The organism is Streptomyces sp. NPDC111656 (assembly GCF_055656965.1).
Window position 1 is genome coordinate 844068 of sequence record NZ_JBVKCA010000002.1, and the last position, 16524, is coordinate 860591.

At 70.6% G+C, this 16524-nt stretch carries 15 protein-coding genes; 6 read left to right on the forward strand and 9 right to left on the reverse strand.

The window, feature by feature from the left end; all coding sequences use genetic code 11:
• Window positions 1-4: 4 nt before the first annotated feature.
• From ACZ7M3_RS09435 to ACZ7M3_RS09470, 8 genes are read right to left on the reverse strand one after another with little or no spacing between them, the layout of a single operon-like run.
• Window positions 5-1996, reverse strand: a complete 1992-nt coding sequence (locus ACZ7M3_RS09435) for an NADH-quinone oxidoreductase subunit 5 family protein (RefSeq protein WP_472061947.1) — start codon at window positions 1994-1996, stop codon at window positions 5-7.
• Window positions 1993-2391: an NADH-quinone oxidoreductase subunit NuoK gene (nuoK, locus tag ACZ7M3_RS09440; protein ID WP_351302415.1), complete on the reverse strand. Its 399-nt coding sequence runs from the start codon at window positions 2389-2391 to the stop codon at window positions 1993-1995. Before nuoK ends, ACZ7M3_RS09435 begins: the two co-directional genes overlap by 4 nt.
• Window positions 2391-3062 carry an NADH-quinone oxidoreductase subunit J family protein gene (locus tag ACZ7M3_RS09445; RefSeq protein ID WP_472061948.1) on the reverse strand — a complete coding sequence of 224 codons (672 nt, stop codon included), beginning with the start codon at window positions 3060-3062 and terminating at the stop codon, window positions 2391-2393. Before ACZ7M3_RS09445 ends, nuoK begins: the two co-directional genes overlap by 1 nt.
• A complete protein-coding gene (locus tag ACZ7M3_RS09450) occupies window positions 3059-3775 on the reverse strand; it encodes a NuoI/complex I 23 kDa subunit family protein (protein ID WP_472061950.1) in 717 nt (238 codons plus the stop codon). The genes ACZ7M3_RS09445 and ACZ7M3_RS09450 overlap by 4 nt, the downstream gene beginning before the upstream one ends.
• 2 nt (window positions 3776-3777) lie before the next feature.
• Complete coding sequence (locus tag ACZ7M3_RS09455) at window positions 3778-4746, reverse strand: complex I subunit 1/NuoH family protein (RefSeq protein ID WP_095853145.1); 969 nt, start codon at window positions 4744-4746, stop codon at window positions 3778-3780.
• Window positions 4743-6041, reverse strand: a complete 1299-nt coding sequence (locus ACZ7M3_RS09460; RefSeq protein ID WP_472061952.1) for an NADH-quinone oxidoreductase subunit C — start codon at window positions 6039-6041, stop codon at window positions 4743-4745. Before ACZ7M3_RS09460 ends, ACZ7M3_RS09455 begins: the two co-directional genes overlap by 4 nt.
• Window positions 6038-6706: an NADH-quinone oxidoreductase subunit B gene (locus tag ACZ7M3_RS09465; protein WP_472061954.1), complete on the reverse strand. Its 669-nt coding sequence runs from the start codon at window positions 6704-6706 to the stop codon at window positions 6038-6040. The genes ACZ7M3_RS09460 and ACZ7M3_RS09465 overlap by 4 nt, the downstream gene beginning before the upstream one ends.
• Window positions 6697-7110 carry an NADH-quinone oxidoreductase subunit A gene (locus ACZ7M3_RS09470; RefSeq protein ID WP_121415350.1) on the reverse strand — a complete coding sequence of 138 codons (414 nt, stop codon included), beginning with the start codon at window positions 7108-7110 and terminating at the stop codon, window positions 6697-6699. Before ACZ7M3_RS09470 ends, ACZ7M3_RS09465 begins: the two co-directional genes overlap by 10 nt.
• Window positions 7111-7492: 382 nt before the next feature.
• On the opposite strand from ACZ7M3_RS09470, the gene ACZ7M3_RS09475 reads away from it, so the two are divergent.
• The 5 genes from ACZ7M3_RS09475 to ACZ7M3_RS09495 all read left to right on the forward strand — a co-directional run bounded on the left by ACZ7M3_RS09475 (window position 7493) and on the right by ACZ7M3_RS09495 (window position 15006).
• Window positions 7493-8776 (forward strand): sensor histidine kinase, encoded by a 1284-nt coding sequence (locus tag ACZ7M3_RS09475; RefSeq protein ID WP_472061956.1) that lies wholly within the window; start codon window positions 7493-7495, stop codon window positions 8774-8776.
• 233 nt (window positions 8777-9009) lie between these two features.
• Window positions 9010-10365: a sensor histidine kinase gene (locus ACZ7M3_RS09480; protein ID WP_472061958.1), complete on the forward strand. Its 1356-nt coding sequence runs from the start codon at window positions 9010-9012 to the stop codon at window positions 10363-10365.
• Window positions 10366-11033: 668 nt separating this feature from the next.
• A complete protein-coding gene (locus ACZ7M3_RS09485) occupies window positions 11034-11693 on the forward strand; it encodes a response regulator transcription factor (protein WP_054232179.1) in 660 nt (219 codons plus the stop codon).
• 309 nt (window positions 11694-12002) lie between these two features.
• Entirely contained in the window at window positions 12003-13934 is a 1932-nt protein-coding gene (locus ACZ7M3_RS09490) for a 2-oxoacid:acceptor oxidoreductase subunit alpha (protein WP_472061960.1), read from the forward strand.
• Window positions 13927-15006, forward strand: a complete 1080-nt coding sequence (locus tag ACZ7M3_RS09495; RefSeq protein ID WP_351302387.1) for a 2-oxoacid:ferredoxin oxidoreductase subunit beta — start codon at window positions 13927-13929, stop codon at window positions 15004-15006. The genes ACZ7M3_RS09490 and ACZ7M3_RS09495 overlap by 8 nt, the downstream gene beginning before the upstream one ends.
• Window positions 15007-15037: 31 nt before the next feature.
• Here ACZ7M3_RS09495 and ACZ7M3_RS09500 read toward each other — a convergent pair whose 3' ends face one another.
• Window positions 15038-15400 carry a winged helix-turn-helix transcriptional regulator gene (locus ACZ7M3_RS09500; RefSeq protein WP_097285807.1) on the reverse strand — a complete coding sequence of 121 codons (363 nt, stop codon included), beginning with the start codon at window positions 15398-15400 and terminating at the stop codon, window positions 15038-15040.
• Window positions 15401-15591: 191 nt separating this feature from the next.
• Between ACZ7M3_RS09500 and ACZ7M3_RS09505 the strand changes: the two genes are divergently transcribed.
• On the forward strand, window positions 15592-16446 hold the full coding sequence (locus ACZ7M3_RS09505; RefSeq protein ID WP_472061962.1) for an SDR family oxidoreductase: 855 nt from the start codon (window positions 15592-15594) through the stop codon (window positions 16444-16446).
• Window positions 16447-16524: the final 78 nt, after the last annotated feature.

Genomic DNA, 16524 nt, shown 5'->3' on the forward strand with positions numbered 1-16524 from the left:
CTGCTCACGCTCCCGTGGCGACGAGGAGGGCGGCGACCACCAGGACGACGGTGCCGGCGAGCAGCGCGCTCACATAGGTCTGCACATTGCCGGTCTGCGCGCGCCGTACGGCGGCGCCGAGCAGGCGGGGTAGGGCGGCCGCACCGCGTACGTAGGTGTCGACGACCTCACGGTCGAGGAACCGGACGAGTGCGGCTCCGGCCTGGACGGGGCGGACGAACAGCACGTTGTACACGGCGTCGAGGTGGAATCCGACGGCCGCGTGCCGGTGCAGCGGGCCGAGCAGCAGCCGTCCGGGATCCGCCGGGTCGGGAGCGTAGGCCACGTCTCCGAACGCGGGCGCGTGACTGGCGATCGCCTCTGCCTCGACCACCCCGGCGTCGGCGTCGGGGTGGGCCGCGACCGCACCCAGTGGGATGTGGGGAGCCGGCGCGGTGGTGTGCCGCCAGGCACCGTAGGTGACGATCCCGCCGACCAGGGCGAGCCCCGTGCCGAGGACGGAGGTGGTGAGGACCGGTGTCAGGTCACGGCCGTCGAACCAGTCGGGCAGTGGGCCGTACGCGAGCCCGAAAGCGAGGGAAGGGACGGCGAGCACCCACAGCACGACGGTCATGCTGCGCGGCTCCTTGCCGTGGTCGGGGGCCTCGACGCCCCAGCCGTGGAAGGCCAGCAGCCACAGCCGGATCGCGTACGCGGCGGTGAGTACGGCGGTGACCAGACCTGCGACGAGGACGATCCAGCCCGCGGAGCCGGGGGCGTGCTCGGTGTGGCCGGTGGCGACGTGCTCGGCCGCGCCGAGTACGGCCTCCTTGGAGAAGAAGCCGCTGAACGGCGGGATCGCGGCGAGCGCGAACAGCGCCACCGTCATCGTCCAGTAGGCGTCGGGGACGCGGGATCGCAGGCCCGTCATGCGGGACATGACGGCCAGCGAGTTGGTGCCGGAGGCGTGGATGATCACGCCGGCGGCGAGGAACAGCAGCGCCTTGAAGGCGCCGTGGGACAGGAGGTGGAAGACGGCGGCACCGCGGTCGCCGACGGCGAGGGCGCCGGCCATGTAGCCGAGCTGGCCGATCGTCGAGTACGCGAGGACCCGCTTGATGTCGTCCTGGGCGAGTGCGGCGAGAGCCGAGCCCGCCATCGTGACGGCTGCCATGACGGCGAGGACCACCATCGCGGCCGAGGAGGCCTGGAAGACGGGGAGGAGCCGGGCGACGAAGTAGATACCGGCGGCGACCATCGTCGCGGCGTGGATCAGGGCGGAGACGGGTGTCGGGCCCGCCATCGCGTCGGGCAGCCAGGTGTGGAGCGGGAACAGCGCCGACTTGCCCGCCACGCCGGCGAGGAGCAGCAGGGCGATCAGCGTCGGATGGTGCAGTCCGCCGCTCGCGACGGTGCCGAGGACCGTGGTGATGCGGAAGGACCCGGCGTCGGTGCCCAGGGCGAACAGACCGATGAGGAAGGGGACGTCGCCGAGTTTGGTGACCAGGAAGGCCTTGATCGAGGCTGCGCGGGCCTCGGGGGTCTCCCAGTAGTGGCCGACCAGGAAGTACGAGCAGATGCCCATGACCTCCCAGCCGACCAGGAGCACGATCAGGTCGCCGGAGTAGACGACGAGCAGCATCGCGGAGGTGAAGAGGGAGACGAGAGCGGCGTACGAGGGGTAGCGCGGGTCGTCGCGCAGGTAGCCCGTCGAGTAGATCTGCACGCAGGAGGCGACGACGCCGACGAGTACGGCGACGAGGGCGGCGAAGCCGTCGATGTGCAGGGCGAGTTCGATCGGGACCGAGCCGGTGGGCGTCAGTTCGGTGGCCGCGCTGATGGCCTGGCCGCCGCCCTGGCGCACGGCGACCAGTACGGCGAGGACGAGCGAGGTGAGGGACGGGAGTACCGCGAGGGGGCGGACATAGCCGGGGGCCGTGCGGCCGAGGAGGAGTCCGGCCGCGGCGCCCAGGAACGGAAGGAGGGGGACGAGGACGGCGAGGGTGGTCGTGGTCACGCGGTGGCCTCAGCCTTCTCGTCTCCCGTGACGGGGGCTTCTTCGGTGCCGTCGCCGTGGGAGCCGTCCGGGGCGGGGCCCTCGGCGGTCTCGCGGAGCTTGTCGATGTCCGAGGTGCCGCGGCCCCGGTAGACGGCGAGGACGATCGCCAGGCCGATACCGATCTCGGCGGCCGCGATGGCGATGGTGAACAGGGTCAGGGCCTGGCCGGAGTGGAGCGTGTCGCGGGCGGTCCTGGAGAGCCAGACGTCGAAGGCGACGAGGTTCAGGTTGACGGCGTTGAGCATGAGCTCGACGGACATCAGGACCAGGATCGCGTTGCGGCGCGCGAGGACTCCGTACAGGCCCGTGCAGAAGAGGAGGGCGGAGAGCACGGCGGGATAGGCGAGGTGCATCAGCGGGTCCCTTCCTTCTCGCTCCGGCGGCTCTGGGCACCCGAGGGGGTGGCGGTGCCCGCGGGGGTGGTCGCGTTCGCGGGGGTCGTCGGGTCCCCCTTCGCCTTGCGGGAGAGGACGATCGCGCCGACCAGGGCGGCGAGGAGGAGGACGGAGAGTGCCTCGAAGGGGAGGACCCAGTTCTGGAAGAGGCTCGCTCCGGTGACCTCGGTGGAGCCGGCGGCGGGGCCCTTCAGGTCGACCCAAGTGGTGCGGAAGGCGTCCACGACCACCCAGACGAGGGCGACGGCCGCGGCGACGGCCACGGTGAGGGCGGCCCAGCGATTGCCCGAGTCGGCGTCCGGGGAGCGGCCGATCGGCGCCTTGGTGAGCATCAGACCGAACAGAAGGAGGACGACGACGGAACCGACGTAGATGAGGACCTGCACCCAGGCGATGAACTCGGCGGTGAGCAGGAGGTACTCGACGGCGAGGCCGCCGAGCGCCATCACCAGCCACAGGGCGGCGTGCACCAGCTGCTTGGTGGTGACGGTGACGATGGCGGCGCCGAAGGTGACCAGGCCGACGAGGAGGAAGGCGATCTCGACGCCCGTCGGGGAGAGGAAGCCGTGGCTTTGGGCGGCGGTGGTCGTGGCCCGCGCCGCGGCGGCCGTGGCTGCTGCGAGGCTCACGACGCACCGTCCTGCGGGTCGGAGGGCTTGGAGGGCTCGGGCGTGCCCGTGGTCGGGTCCGTGTTCGTGCCCGTGGTCGTAGTCGTGCCGCCGGCCGGGGGTTCGGGCTGGGGAGCCTGTTCGGCTGTCTGCGCCGCGAGTTCGGCTGCCTCGGCTGCCGTGGCTGCCTCGGCGGCGAGCTTGTCGGCGGTCTTGCGGGCGGCGGCCAGTTCCTTCGGTTCCTCCGCGCCGAGGTCGAGGGCGGGCGGGGCCGGAACCGTCCACATCCACTCGCGGAGCTTGTCTCGCTCGTGGGTGAGTTCGTGGATGTCGGTCTCCGCGTACTCGAACTCCGGGGACCAGAACAGCGCGTCGAAAGGACAGACCTCGATGCAGATACCGCAGTACATGCACAGGGAGAAGTCGATGGCGAAGCGGTCGAGGACGTTGCGGCTGCGCTCGCGGCCACCGGGGGCGGACGGCGGGACCGTCTCCTTGTGGGAGTCGATGTAGATGCACCAGTCCGGGCACTCGCGGGCGCACAGCATGCAGACCGTGCAGTTCTCCTCGAACAGGCCGATGACGCCGCGGGAGCGGGGCGGGAGTTCGGGCTGGGCGTCCGGGTACTGCGCGGTGACGGTCTTCTTCGTCATCGTGCGGAGGGTGACGGCCAGGCCCTTGGCGAGTCCGGAGCCTGGAATGCGGGGACGGGTGGGCGGAAGAGGCTCAGCCATGGTTACGAGATCACCACCTTGACGATGCCGGTGAGGGCGATCTGGGCGAGAGAGAGGGGGACGAGGAGGGTCCAGGAGAGTTTCTGGAGCTGGTCCTCGCGCAGGCGGGGGTAGGTGACGCGCAGCCAGATCACGACGAAGGCGAGGAGGGCCGTCTTCAGAAGGGTCCAGACCCAGCCGAGGCCGTCGGCACCCCACGGGCCGTGCCAGCCGCCCAGGAAGAGGACGGTGGTCAGACCGCACAGGACGACGATTCCGGCGTACTCGGCGAGGAGGAAGAGGGCGAAGCGCAGACCGGTGTACTCGGTGTACGCGCCGAAGATGATCTCCGAGTCGGCGACGGGCATGTCGAAGGGCGGACGCTGGAGTTCGGCGAGGCCCGCCACGAAGAAGACGACCGCGCCGACGATCTGCCAGGGCACCCACCACCACTCGAAGGCGGCGACGATGCCGGGCAGCGAGACCGTGCCGGCCGCCATCGCGACGGAGGCGGCGGTCAGCAGCATCGGGAGTTCGTACGCGAGGAGCTGCGCGGCGGTGCGCAGGCCGCCGAGAAGGGAGAACTTGTTGGCCGAGGCCCAGCCCGCCATGAGCGAGCCGAGGACACCCACGCCCATCACGGCGAGAACGAAGAAGATGCCCGCGTCGACGACCTGGCCGACGGCGCCCTCACCCGGGCCGATCGGGATGGCGAGGAGGACGAGGAGGTACGGGAGAAGGGCGACGGCGGGGGCGAGCTGGAAGATGCGGCGGTCCGCACCCGCGGGGACGATGTCTTCCTTCTGCGCGAACTTGACACCGTCCGCGACGAGTTGGGCCCAGCCGTGGAAGCCGCCGGCGTACATCGGGCCGAGGCGGCCCTGCATGTGGGCCATCACCTTGTGCTCGGTCTGACCGACGATCAAGGGGAACGTCAGGAACACGACGAAGACGACGAGGAGGCGTAGGGCGACGTCGAGAGCGTCGTTCACTGCGTGCCTCCGGCTGGGTTTCTGGGGGTGGGGTCTTCGGGAGCGGGGTCTTCGGGAGCGGGGGTGGAGTCGGAGTCCGGCTCAGAGTCCGGCTCGGGGGATGCCGGGGGTTTCGTGGTGGCCTCGGGGTCCGGACTCGGGGCAGCCGCGGGCTCCGGGGTGGCCCCCGGCTTCGACTCCGACCTGGACTCCGGCTCCTGCTCCTGCTCCGGCTTCGACTCCCGCGCCCGCTCCGGCTTCGGCTCCTGCTTCGGCTCCTGCTTCGGCTCCTGCTTCGGCTCGTCGAACGCGGGGCGGGCGTGGTGCCAAGGGGCGTCGGAGCTGCGCGGCGCCGCGGCAGCGGGCGGCTGCTCGGTGGCCTGTGCCCTTTGTGTCGCCGAGCCCTGGCTCGCGCTGCGCGTGCGGCGGGGCCCTGCGGGAGGCGTCGGCTCGGCGGTCCCCGGGGCCGCGGGGGCGGCCGTCGAAGGCGCCTGTTCGTCGGCGGCCGGGGCCCCGGCCTGCTGGCTGGCCGAGCCCTGGCCGGCGCTGCGCGCCCGGCGAGGGGACGTGGGGGCCTGCGCGCCGGCGGCGGCAGCGGTGGTGGTGGCACCGGCGGCGGGACCGGTTCCCGGGTCGCCGGTGGTGGTGGTCTGGCTCGCCGAGCCCTCGCCCGCGGTGCGGGCCCGCCGTACCGGGCGGTCGCCCGCGGCTCGGGCCGCTCCGCGCGCCGGGCGGGCGGGGGCCGGGGGGAGTTGGCCCTTCAGGGGACCCCATTCGTTGGGGTCGGGTACGCCGGGCGGAAGCATCTGGCGACGCTTGGGGCCACCGTGCTCGGACTCCCCCGGCTCCTTCGCCCCGGGCCAGGCCTTGGCGACGCGGGCGGCGAGGACGAAGTCCTTGCGGAGAGGGTGGCCTTCGAAGCCCTCGGGGAGAAGAAGGGGGTCGAGGCCCGGGTGGCCCTCGAAGGTGACGCCGAACATCTCGTGGGTCTCGCGCTCGTGCCAGCCGGCGCCGGCGTACACGGAGACCGCCGTGGCCAGGACGGGTGCCGAGTGCGGGACGGTCGTACGGACGAGGAGGCGGCGTACGGGAGACAGGGCCACCACGTGCGCGGCGACGCGGAAGCCCATGCCGGGTTCGTCGACGGCGCTCAGCCAGTCGAAATAGGTGCAGCCCAGCGAGTCGCGCGCGGTCTCCAGGGCGGGGAGCCAGGCGGTCGGCGGTACGTCGACCGTCAGGACCTCGTACGACTCCTCGGCCGTGGCCTCCGGGCCGAAGAGCTCCTCTACGGGGGCGGGAAGCCAGCCGACGGTCATCGGTCCTCCCCCACGGCGGGCGGACGCACCAGGTCGCTCTGGAGGGCGGCGGCCGACGGACGCGGCGAGGAGCTGTAGCGCTCCCCCAGCGACTCCCGGGCGATCTTCTCCTGGAGCTTGAGGATGCCCTGCAGCAGCGCTTCGGGGCGGGGCGGGCACCCCGGGACGTAGACGTCCACCGGGATGATCTGGTCGACGCCCTTGGTGACGGAGTAGGAGTCCCAGTACGGGCCGCCGCAGTTGGAGCACGCGCCGAAGGAGATGACGTACTTCGGCTCGGGCATCTGCTCGTAGAGGCGCTTGACGGCCGGGGCCATCTTGTCCGTGACCGTGCCGGAGACGACCATCAGGTCGGCCTGGCGCGGACCCGGTGCGAACGGGATCACGCCGAGCCGGATGAAGTCGTGGCGGGCCATCGACGCGGCGATGAACTCGATGGCGCAACAGGCGAGGCCGAAGTTGAAGACCCAGAGCGAGTAGCGGCGGCCCCAGTTCAGGACCACCTTCATCGGCTCCGGGGCCAGCCGGGAGAGCACACCGAGCCGCTTCGGCTCGGGAAGCAGCACGGGCTCGGAATGCACCACCGGTTCGGGCAGCACCTGCTCGGGCAGCGGCGCCGGCTCGGAGGGCGTCGAGGGGGTCACGTCCGAGGGGGTCACGTCCATGTCAGGACGCCCTTCTTGTATGCGTACAGCAGGCCCACGGCCAGAAAGCCGAGGAAGATGAACATCTCCACGAGGGTGGCCGCGCCGTAGCCGGGCGCGGCGAAGACGGTCGCCCAGGGGAAGAGGAAGATCGAGTCGACGGCGAAGATGACGTAGAGGAAGGCGTAGACGTAGTAGCGGACCTGGGTGTGGGCCCAGCCCTCGCCGACGGGGTCGACGCCGCACTCGTACGTCAGGAGTTTCTCGGGGGTCGGGACCACCGGCCGCAGCAGGCGGCCCGCCCCGAAGGCGACGGCGACGAAGAGCACGCCGACGACGACGAGCAGTCCGACGACCGAGTACGACTGGAAGTAGCTCGCCGCGACGACGGCCCCGGTTGCCGTGACAACGGTCGGTTCCGGCACGTCAGCCCCTCACTCCCTGACCTCGTTGCGCCCGGCGCACGCCCCGTCGCGCACGCTGTGATGCGCCCCGTTCGACGATCTGTACGGACGGGAGTCTAGGGCCTGCTAAAGAGACGGTAAGCAGCCCGTCACGCATTGGCTATCGGGGACATGTCAGAGACTCGTCCGCCTCGCCCGTCGCCGGGTTCACGCACTCGCCCGGCTCAGGTGTCACCAGGTTCCCGTCCGCACCTCGCGGTCACTTCCCATTTCACCTCGCGAGCACATCCAGGTACACCGCGCGGCGGCCTTCGCTTTTACCTCAAGGGGTGGGGTTTTCCCCAGTGGATCGTGGCGGTCGACCTCATGGCGCGGCGGCTCGCCGCCAGGCAGGCTAGCGAATATGACCGAACGCATCATCCCTGTCGGCCCCCTCGGCCCCCTCGGCCCGTCGGACACGCCGCAAGCCCCGGGCATACCGGGTGTACCGGATGTACCAGATGCACGCGATGTACCGGACGAGTCGGCCGACAGCGACCGGTTGCCTCCCCCACGCTTCGCACTCGGCCGGCAGACGTGGAAGGAGATCGCGCACCTCCTCGCCAATCTGCCGGTCTCGATCTTCGGCTTCGTGTACGTCGTGACGCTGGTCTCCACGGGCACGGGGCTGGCCGTGACGGCGATCGGGCTGCCGCTGCTCGCGGGCGGGCTGCGGGGCACACGGCTGCTGGGCCGGATGGAGCGGGCGCGGGCGCGCAAGCTGCTCGGCGTGCGGATCGACGAGCCGAGCCCTATGCCGGTGCGCGGGACGGGCTTCTTCCCCTGGTTGTGGTCGAGCCTGCGGGACCCGGTGGCCTGGCGGACGGTGCTGTACGACTTCATCCGGCTGCCGTGGGGCATCGTCACGTTCACGATCACGCTGACGTCGTTGTTCCTGCTGTGGCCGGTGCTGCCGTTCCTCGCGCGGGGACTGACGAACGTGGACCGGGCCATGGTGCGCGGGCTGCTCTCGCCCTCGGACGAGTTGGAGCGGCGCATCGCCGAGCTGGAGTCGGACCGGGGGGTCGTGGTCGACACGGCCGCGGCGGACCTGCGGCGCATCGAACGGGACCTGCACGACGGGGCGCAGGCGCGGCTCGTCAACCTCGCGATGGGGCTCGGTCTGGCCAAGGAGAAGATCCTCGAGGGGCAGGCCGACGAGACCGTCGCGGCCATGGTCGACGAGGCGCACGGCGAGGTGAAGCTGGCCCTGCAGGAGCTGCGCGATCTGGCTCGCGGCATCCATCCCGCGGTCCTCACCGACCGGGGCCTCGACGCGGCGCTGTCGTCGGTCGCCTCGCGCTGCACCGTGCCGGTGAAGGTGACGGCCGACCTCCCGACGAGACCGGCCGCCGCCATCGAGGGCATCGCCTACTTCACCGTGTCCGAGCTGTTGCAGAACGTCAGCAAGCACAGCGGGGCGCGCTCCGCGTCCGTCGACGTGTGGCGGACGGACGAGCGGCTGCTCATCCAGGTCCAGGACGACGGGCGCGGTGGGGCCGCCCTCGACGGCGGTACGGGGATGGCGGGGCTCGCGGACCGGCTGGGCGCGGTGGACGGACTGTTCATCATCGACTCACCGCCCGGCGGCCCGACCACCATCACGGCGGAGCTGCCTTGGCGGGACCGGGGGGACGGGCGGGGCTGACGGGGCTGACGGGGCTGACGGGGCTGACGGAGCCGGCCTACGGAGTGACCTGTGCGGGTCCGCCTTGGCGCGTCCGCCTTGGCCGGGGCCGTCGGTATTCGGCTTCCGTCCGGCTTCGAGGTAGGGAAAACCCCCGCCCCAAGACGCCGACCCGCTCCATGGTCGGCAAGAGCCGAGAACAGCAAGGTGGAGGTACGAACCGACGAGCAGGACGAGCAGAACGGACGAGACCGATGGCGACGGAGTACGGACAGGGGTACGGGTACCCGAGCGGGCCCGGATTCCACGAGGCGGGTGCCGAGGAGCGGCGGCACCGTCTCCCGACACCGCTGCGAGCGCCGATCGAGGCGCGCAGCTGGCGCGAGTTCGGTTACGTGATGTCGGGCCTGCCGGTCGGCATCCTCATGTTCACGTTCGCCGTCACGATGTTCTCGCTCGGCATGGGCCTGCTGATCACCTTCCTGGGGATCCCGGTGCTCGCCGCGGCCCTCACCGGCGTCCTCGGGTTCGGCTCGCTGGAGCGGGCGCGGGCGCGCGGGTTGCTCGGGATCGAGGTGGCCGCGCCGAAGCCCCTGCGGGTGCGCAAGCACGGGGCGATGGCGTGGATGGGGGCGATCCTCAAGAACGGTTCGGCGTGGCGGCATCTGCTGTACTCGGTGGTGCAGTTCCCGTGGTCGGTGTTCTCGTTCGTGGTGGCGCTGACCTTCTGGGCGTACGGCTGGGCGATGCTGACGTATCCGCTGTGGTTCTGGCTCTTCCCGGTGTACGGCGGGCAGGGCGGCCTCCAGCTCTACGGCGACGGCGCGCACCGCGTCTACCTGGACAACCCCTTCGAGATCACCGTCACCGCGCTGCTGGGGCTGCTGATCACGATGGCCACGCCGTGGATCGTGCGGGCGCTGACCACGGTGGACCGGGTGATGGTGGCGGGGCTGCTCGGGCCGTCGCGGCTGGCGAGCAGGGTGGTCGAGCTGGAGTCGGACCGGGGGGTCGTGGTCGACACGGCCGCGGCGGACCTGCGGCGCATCGAACGGGACCTGCACGACGGGGCGCAGGCGCGGCTCGTCAATCTCGCGATGGGGCTCGGGCTTGCCAAGGAGAAGCTCACCGAGGATCCGCGGGCCGCGGCGCGGATGGTGGACGAGGCGCACGGTGAGGTGAAGACGGCGTTGCAGGAGCTGCGGGATCTGGCGCGTGGGATTCATCCGGCCGTGCTGACCGATCGTGGGCTGGATGCGGCGCTGTCTTCCGTGGCCTCGCGGTGCACCGTGCCGGTGCAGGTGGATGTGGATCTTCCGTCTCGGCCGGCGCCGGCGATCGAGGGGATCGCGTACTTCACCGTCTCCGAGCTGCTGCAGAACGTCAGTAAGCATGCGCGGGCGATGCGGGCCACGGTCGATGTGTGGCGGGTCGAGAACCGGTTGATGCTTCAGGTTGTCGACGATGGTGTGGGTGGGGCCGATGTTTCCGGTGGGTCCGGGCTTGCGGGGCTGGCGGAGCGGCTCGATGCGGTGGACGGGGTTCTGGTGGTGGACTCTCCTGTGGGTGGGCCCAGTCGGATCACTGCGGAGTTGCCCTGGCGGGGGTGAGCGGGGGCGGGGGGTGGGGTGGGGTGGGGTGGGGTGTTTCTCGCCCCCGCCGCCCCTACCCGTCCCATCCCCGGCGGGGCTCCGCCCCCGGCCCCCCGGTGGGGCTCCGCCCCTGCACCCCGTCACGGGCGCTGCTCCTGGCCTCCGCAGGGCGGCTTGCCCGCACCGCACCCACAGGCGTCACCCCTGACCCCCACGGGGCTCCGCCCGCGCACCCCCACCACAAGCAGCGCCTCCGGTCCCCGCGGGGGTCCGCGCCGCACCCCGCCGGGGCGCAGCCCCGAACCCCGCCCGGACTCGGCCCCCCAACCCGCCTGGGCTCGGCCCCGAACCCGGCGGGACTCCGCCCCCGAACCCCACCACGCGCGTACCCCAGCCCCCGCAGGGCTCCGCCCCCGCCAAGAGCCCTCCCCCACGGACCCCGCCCCGCCCCCCCTGCCCCCTGCCCCCACCGCCAGCCCGAAATCCCCACCCCCTAAACCCCACCCCGGAGCCAAAAGTGCACCCCCCGTATTTCCCCTTCCCCCTCCCCCTGATTTCCCTTGATTCCCCTTGCTCGGGGGCAGGTGGGTCCGAATGCTGGGATGCTGTGGGCTGATGTACGGGCGGGGACGCGGCCGACGTGGGTCGGGGAATGGTGTGGGGGGCCGAGAATCGTGGAGGACAGGGTGCGGGTGGTCATCGCCGAGGATTCAGTGCTGCTCAGGGAGGGCCTGACCCGGTTGTTGACCGACCGCGGGCACGACGTCGTGGCCGGTGTCGGAGACGGCGACGCGCTGATCAAGACCATCACCGACCTGGCGGCCCAGGACTCGCTGCCGGACGTCGTGGTGGCCGACGTACGGATGCCGCCGACGCACACCGACGAGGGCGTGAAGGCGGCCGTGCAGCTGCGCAAGCAGCACCCGGGAGTGGGGGTGCTGGTGCTGTCGCAGTACGTGGAGGAGCGCTACGCCACCGAACTGCTGGCCGGTTCGAGCCGCGGCGTCGGCTACCTGCTCAAGGACCGCGTCGCGGAGGTGCGCGAGTTCGTGGACGCCGTGGTGCGGGTGGCCCAGGGGGGTACCGCTCTGGACCCGGAGGTGGTCGCGCAGCTGCTCGGGCGCAGTCGTAAGCAGGACGTACTGGCCGGGCTCACCCCGCGGGAGCGGGAGGTCCTAGGACTTATGGCCGAGGGACGCACCAACTCGGCGATCGCGCGGCAGCTCGTGGTGAGTGACGGAGCGGTCGAGAAACACGTCAGCAATATCTTTCTGAAACTCGGGCTTTCCCCGAGCGACGGCGATCATCGGCGTGTTCTCGCGGTCCTCACCTATCTGAACTCCTGAGGGACTGACACTGGGGCAGCCGAACGCACTGGGTAGGCCGAACGGAATCGCCCTCGAAGGACCGGGGCCCGACACGGCACCAGAGCGGCGCGAGACCGGCACGAGAACCAAAGGATGAGGTAGAAGCGTCTTCCAGAGCAGCGTCGGGGGCGAGTAAGTCATGACAAGTCAGGGCGTCGAACCATCTCAAAATGGTGTCCATCATGCGAACGGCCGAGGGAAGGCGACCCTTACAGACGTAGGGTTGATCCCGGGAAGGCCTGCGGGAAGGCCGCTCCCAGACAGCCGCCTCGAAGGAGGTCCAGTTAAGTGACCAGCCAGGTCAGTAGCCCAGCGGAGCAGGCCGACGAAGCCGTCGTAGGAGAACAGCGCAAACCGGCGGGGGCAAAGGAAACACGCCGGCTCGACCGGGTGATCATCCGGTTCGCGGGTGACTCCGGTGATGGAATGCAACTCACCGGCGACCGCTTCACCTCCGAGACGGCGTCCTTCGGCAATGATCTTTCGACACTGCCGAACTTCCCCGCCGAAATCCGAGCGCCCGCAGGCACACTGCCGGGCGTTTCTTCATTTCAGCTGCATTTCGCGGACCATGACATCCTCACGCCCGGTGACGCGCCGAATGTGCTGGTGGCCATGAATCCGGCGGCGCTCAAGGCGAACATCGGTGATGTGCCGCGCGGCGCGGAGATCATCGTCAACACGGACGAGTTCACGAAGCGGGCGATGGCGAAGGTCGGCTACGCGGCCAGCCCGCTGGAGGACGGTTCGCTGGACGGGTACGCCGTCCATCCGGTCCCGCTGACGACGATGACGGTCGAGGCGCTCAAGGAGTTCGAGCTGTCCCGCAAGGAGGCCGAGCGCAGCAAGAACATGTTCGCGCTGGGCCTGCTGTCCTGGATGTACCACCGGCCCACCGAGGGCACCGAGAAGTTCCTGCGGAACAAGTTCGCGAAGAAGCCCGAGATCGCCGCCGCCAACATCGCCGCGTTCCGGGCGGGCTGGAACTTCGGCGAGACGACCGAGGACTTCGCGGTCTCCTACGAGGTCGCCCCGGCCTCCAAGACCTTCCCGACCGGTACCTACCGCAACATCTCCGGGAACCTGGCCCTGTCGTACGGCCTGATCGCCGCCTCCAAGCAGGCGGACCTGCCCCTCTACCTGGGCTCCTACCCGATCACCCCCGCCTCCGACATCCTGCACGAGCTCAGCAAGCACAAGAACTTCGGTGTGCGCACCTTCCAGGCCGAGGACGAGATCGCCGGCATCGGCGCGGCCCTGGGCGCGGCCTTCGGCGGCTCCCTCGCCGTCACCACCACCTCCGGGCCGGGCGTGGCGCTGAAGTCGGAGACCATCGGGCTCGCGGTCTCCCTCGAACTGCCACTGCTGGTCATCGACATCCAGCGCGGCGGGCCGTCCACGGGGCTGCCGACGAAGACGGAGCAGGCGGACCTGCTCCAGGCGATGTACGGGCGCAACGGGGAGGCCCCGGTCCCGGTGGTCGCACCGTGCACGCCGACCGACTGCTTCGACGCCGCCCTGGAGGCGGCCCGGATCGCCCTCATCTACCGCACCCCCGTCCTCCTGCTCTCCGACGGCTACCTGGCCAACGGCTCCGAGCCGTGGCGGATCCCGGAGGTCGACGAACTTCCGGACCTGCGGGTGCAGTTCGCGCAGGGTCCGAACCACACCCTGGACGACGGCACCGAGGTGTTCTGGCCGTACAAGCGCGACCCGGGGACCCTGGCCCGTCCGTGGGCGATCCCGGGCACACCGGGACTCGAGCACCGCATCGGCGGCATCGAGAAGCAGGACGGCACGGGCAACATCTCCTACGACCCCGCCAACCACGACTTCATGGTCCGCACCCGCCAGGCGAAGATCGACGGTATCGACGTCCCGGACATCGAGGTCGACGACCCCTCCGGTGAGGCCGACACCCTGGTTCTGGGCTGGGGTTCGACGTACGGACCCATCACCGCGGCGGTACGGCGGCTGCGGGCGGCCGGGGAGAACATCGCGCAGGCCCATCTGCGCCACCTCAACCCCTTCCCCCGGAATCTCGGCGCGGTGCTGGGGCGTTACGAGAAGGTGGTGATCCCCGAGATGAACCTCGGCCAGCTCGCCACGCTCGTCCGGGCGAAGTACCTGGTCGACGCGCACTCCTACAACCAGGTCAACGGCATGCCGTTCAAGGCCGAACAGCTCGCCACGGCGCTCAAGGAGGCCATCGATGGCTGAGACGACCACAGGGAGCGCGGACACGATCGAGGCCCTCACCCTGGTGCCCAAGGCCGAGGCCAGGCAGTCCATGAAGGACTTCAAGTCCGATCAGGAAGTGCGCTGGTGCCCCGGTTGCGGTGACTACGCGGTCCTGGCCGCCGTGCAGGGCTTCATGCCCGAGCTCGGCCTCGCCAAGGAGAACATCGTCTTCGTGTCGGGCATCGGCTGCTCGTCCCGCTTCCCGTACTACATGAACACGTACGGCATGCACTCCATCCACGGCCGCGCGCCCGCCATCGCGACGGGCCTCGCCTCCAGCAGGCGGGACCTGAGCGTGTGGGTGGTGACCGGTGACGGGGACGCCCTCTCCATCGGCGGCAACCATCTGATCCACGCGCTGCGCCGCAACGTGAACCTGAAGATCCTGCTGTTCAACAACCGGATCTACGGCCTCACCAAGGGCCAGTACTCGCCGACCTCCGAGGTCGGCAAGATCACCAAGTCGACGCCGATGGGCTCGCTGGACGCGCCCTTCAACCCGGTGTCCCTGGCCATCGGCGCGGAGGCGTCCTTCGTGGCCCGGACCGTGGACTCCGACCGCAAGCACCTCACCGACGTGCTGCGGCAGGCCGCCGCCCACCCGGGCACGGCACTGGTGGAGATCTACCAGAACTGCAACATCTTCAACGACGGCGCCTTCGAGGTCCTCAAGGACAAGCAGCAGGCCGAGGAAGCGGTGATCCGCCTCGAACACGGGCAGCAGATCCGCTTCGGCGCGGACCGCGCCAAGGGTGTCGTACGGGATCAGCTGACCGGTGACCTGAAGGTCGTCGCCGTCACCCCGGAGAACGAGGCGCAGATCCTGGTCCACGACGCGCACGCCGCGTCCCCGACCACGGCCTTCGCGCTCTCCCGGCTCGCCGACCCGGACACCCTGCACCACACCCCGATCGGTGTCCTGCGCTCCGTGGAGCGGCCGGTCTACGACACCCAGATGGCCGACCAGCTCGACACGGCCATCGAACAGAACGGCAAGGGCGACCTCGCCACACTCCTCGCGGGCGGGGACACCTGGACGGTCGTCGGCTGAGCGAGCCGACCGTTCGAGGCGTTCGAGGCGTTCAGGAAGTTCCAGGGGCCCGGGTGGCTGACACCCGGGCCTCGTCGTACGCGTGGCGGGACTTCTCCACGTCGTCCATCCGATCCTTGGTCCAGACGGCCAGCGCGCGCACCTGCTCGGCGGCCTCGCGGCCCAGTTCGGTGAGCGAGTAGTCGACGCGGGGCGGGATCACGGGCTTCGCGTCACGGTGGACAAGACCGTCGCGCTCCAGCGTCTGGAGGGTCTGGGTGAGCATCTTCTCGCTGACCCGGCCGATCGCCCGGCGCAGCTCGCTGAAGCGGTAGGGGCGGTCGAGGAGCTCGATCAGTACGAGCACACCCCAGCGGCTGGTGACGTGCTCCAGAACGAGGCGATACGGGCACATCGCCTCGCCCGTGTCGTACTTGGAGACGGCCGCGGGCCTGGAGACGGCCACAGGTTTGGACGCGGCCGGGGTGTCGGTGGATACCTCTGCACTTACTCCCATGCCAGTACCTTACTTCAAAGTGGGTACTTTCGCAGAGTTAGCGCACCTCCTAGGGTTAGTGGCAGACCTACCCCACAAGGAGCCAAGCCATGAGCATCGTCGTCACCGGAGCCACCGGACACCTCGGCCGCCACGTCATCGAGGGACTGCTGGAGAAGGTTCCGGCCGACCAGATCACCGCCGTCGTCCGCGACGCGGAGAAGGCCGCCGGCTTCGCGGCCCGCGGCGTGAAGATCGCGGTCGCCAACTACAACGAGCCCGAGACCTTCGGGACCCTCTTCGCCGCCGGCGACAAGGTGCTGCTCATCTCCGGCAACGAGTTCGACAAGGGCCGCGTGGCCCAGCACCAGGCCGTCCTGGACGCCGCCAAGGCCGCCGGGGTCGCGCTCTTCGCGTACACCAGCGCCCCGGGCACCCTCACCGCCGCCCTCGCCGACGACCACAAGGGCTCCGAGAAGGCGATCCTGGAGTCGGGCGTGCCCTACGCCCTGCTGCGCAACGGCTGGTACAACGAGAACTACTCCGAGAACCTCGCCCCGGTCCTCGAGTACGGCGCCGTCACCCAGGCCGCCGGCGACGGCAAGGTCGCCTCCGCCGCCCGCGCCGACTACGCGGCCGCCGCCGTGGCCGTCCTGACCGGCGAGGGCCACGAGAACAAGACGTACGAGCTGAGCGGCGACACCGCGTGGAGCTTCGCCGAGTACGCCGCCCTGGTGGCCGAGCGGTCCGGCAAGGAGATCGTCTACAACGCCGTCTCCGTCGAGGCGCTCACCGGCATCCTGACCGGCGCCGGACTGCCCGGCCCCCTCGCCGCGATCCTGGCGGGCGTCGACGCGTCCATCGAGAAGGGCGAGCTCGCGGGCACGAGCGGTGACCTGTCCCGGCTGACCGGCCGCCCGACCACGCCGGTCGCCGAGTCGATCGCTGCGGCGCTGAAGGGCTGACTCCCCCTCGGGGCCCTGGCACCGTCGCACTCCACACCCTCGCCTGTCATGACCGTATGGCGATACGGGCATGACAGG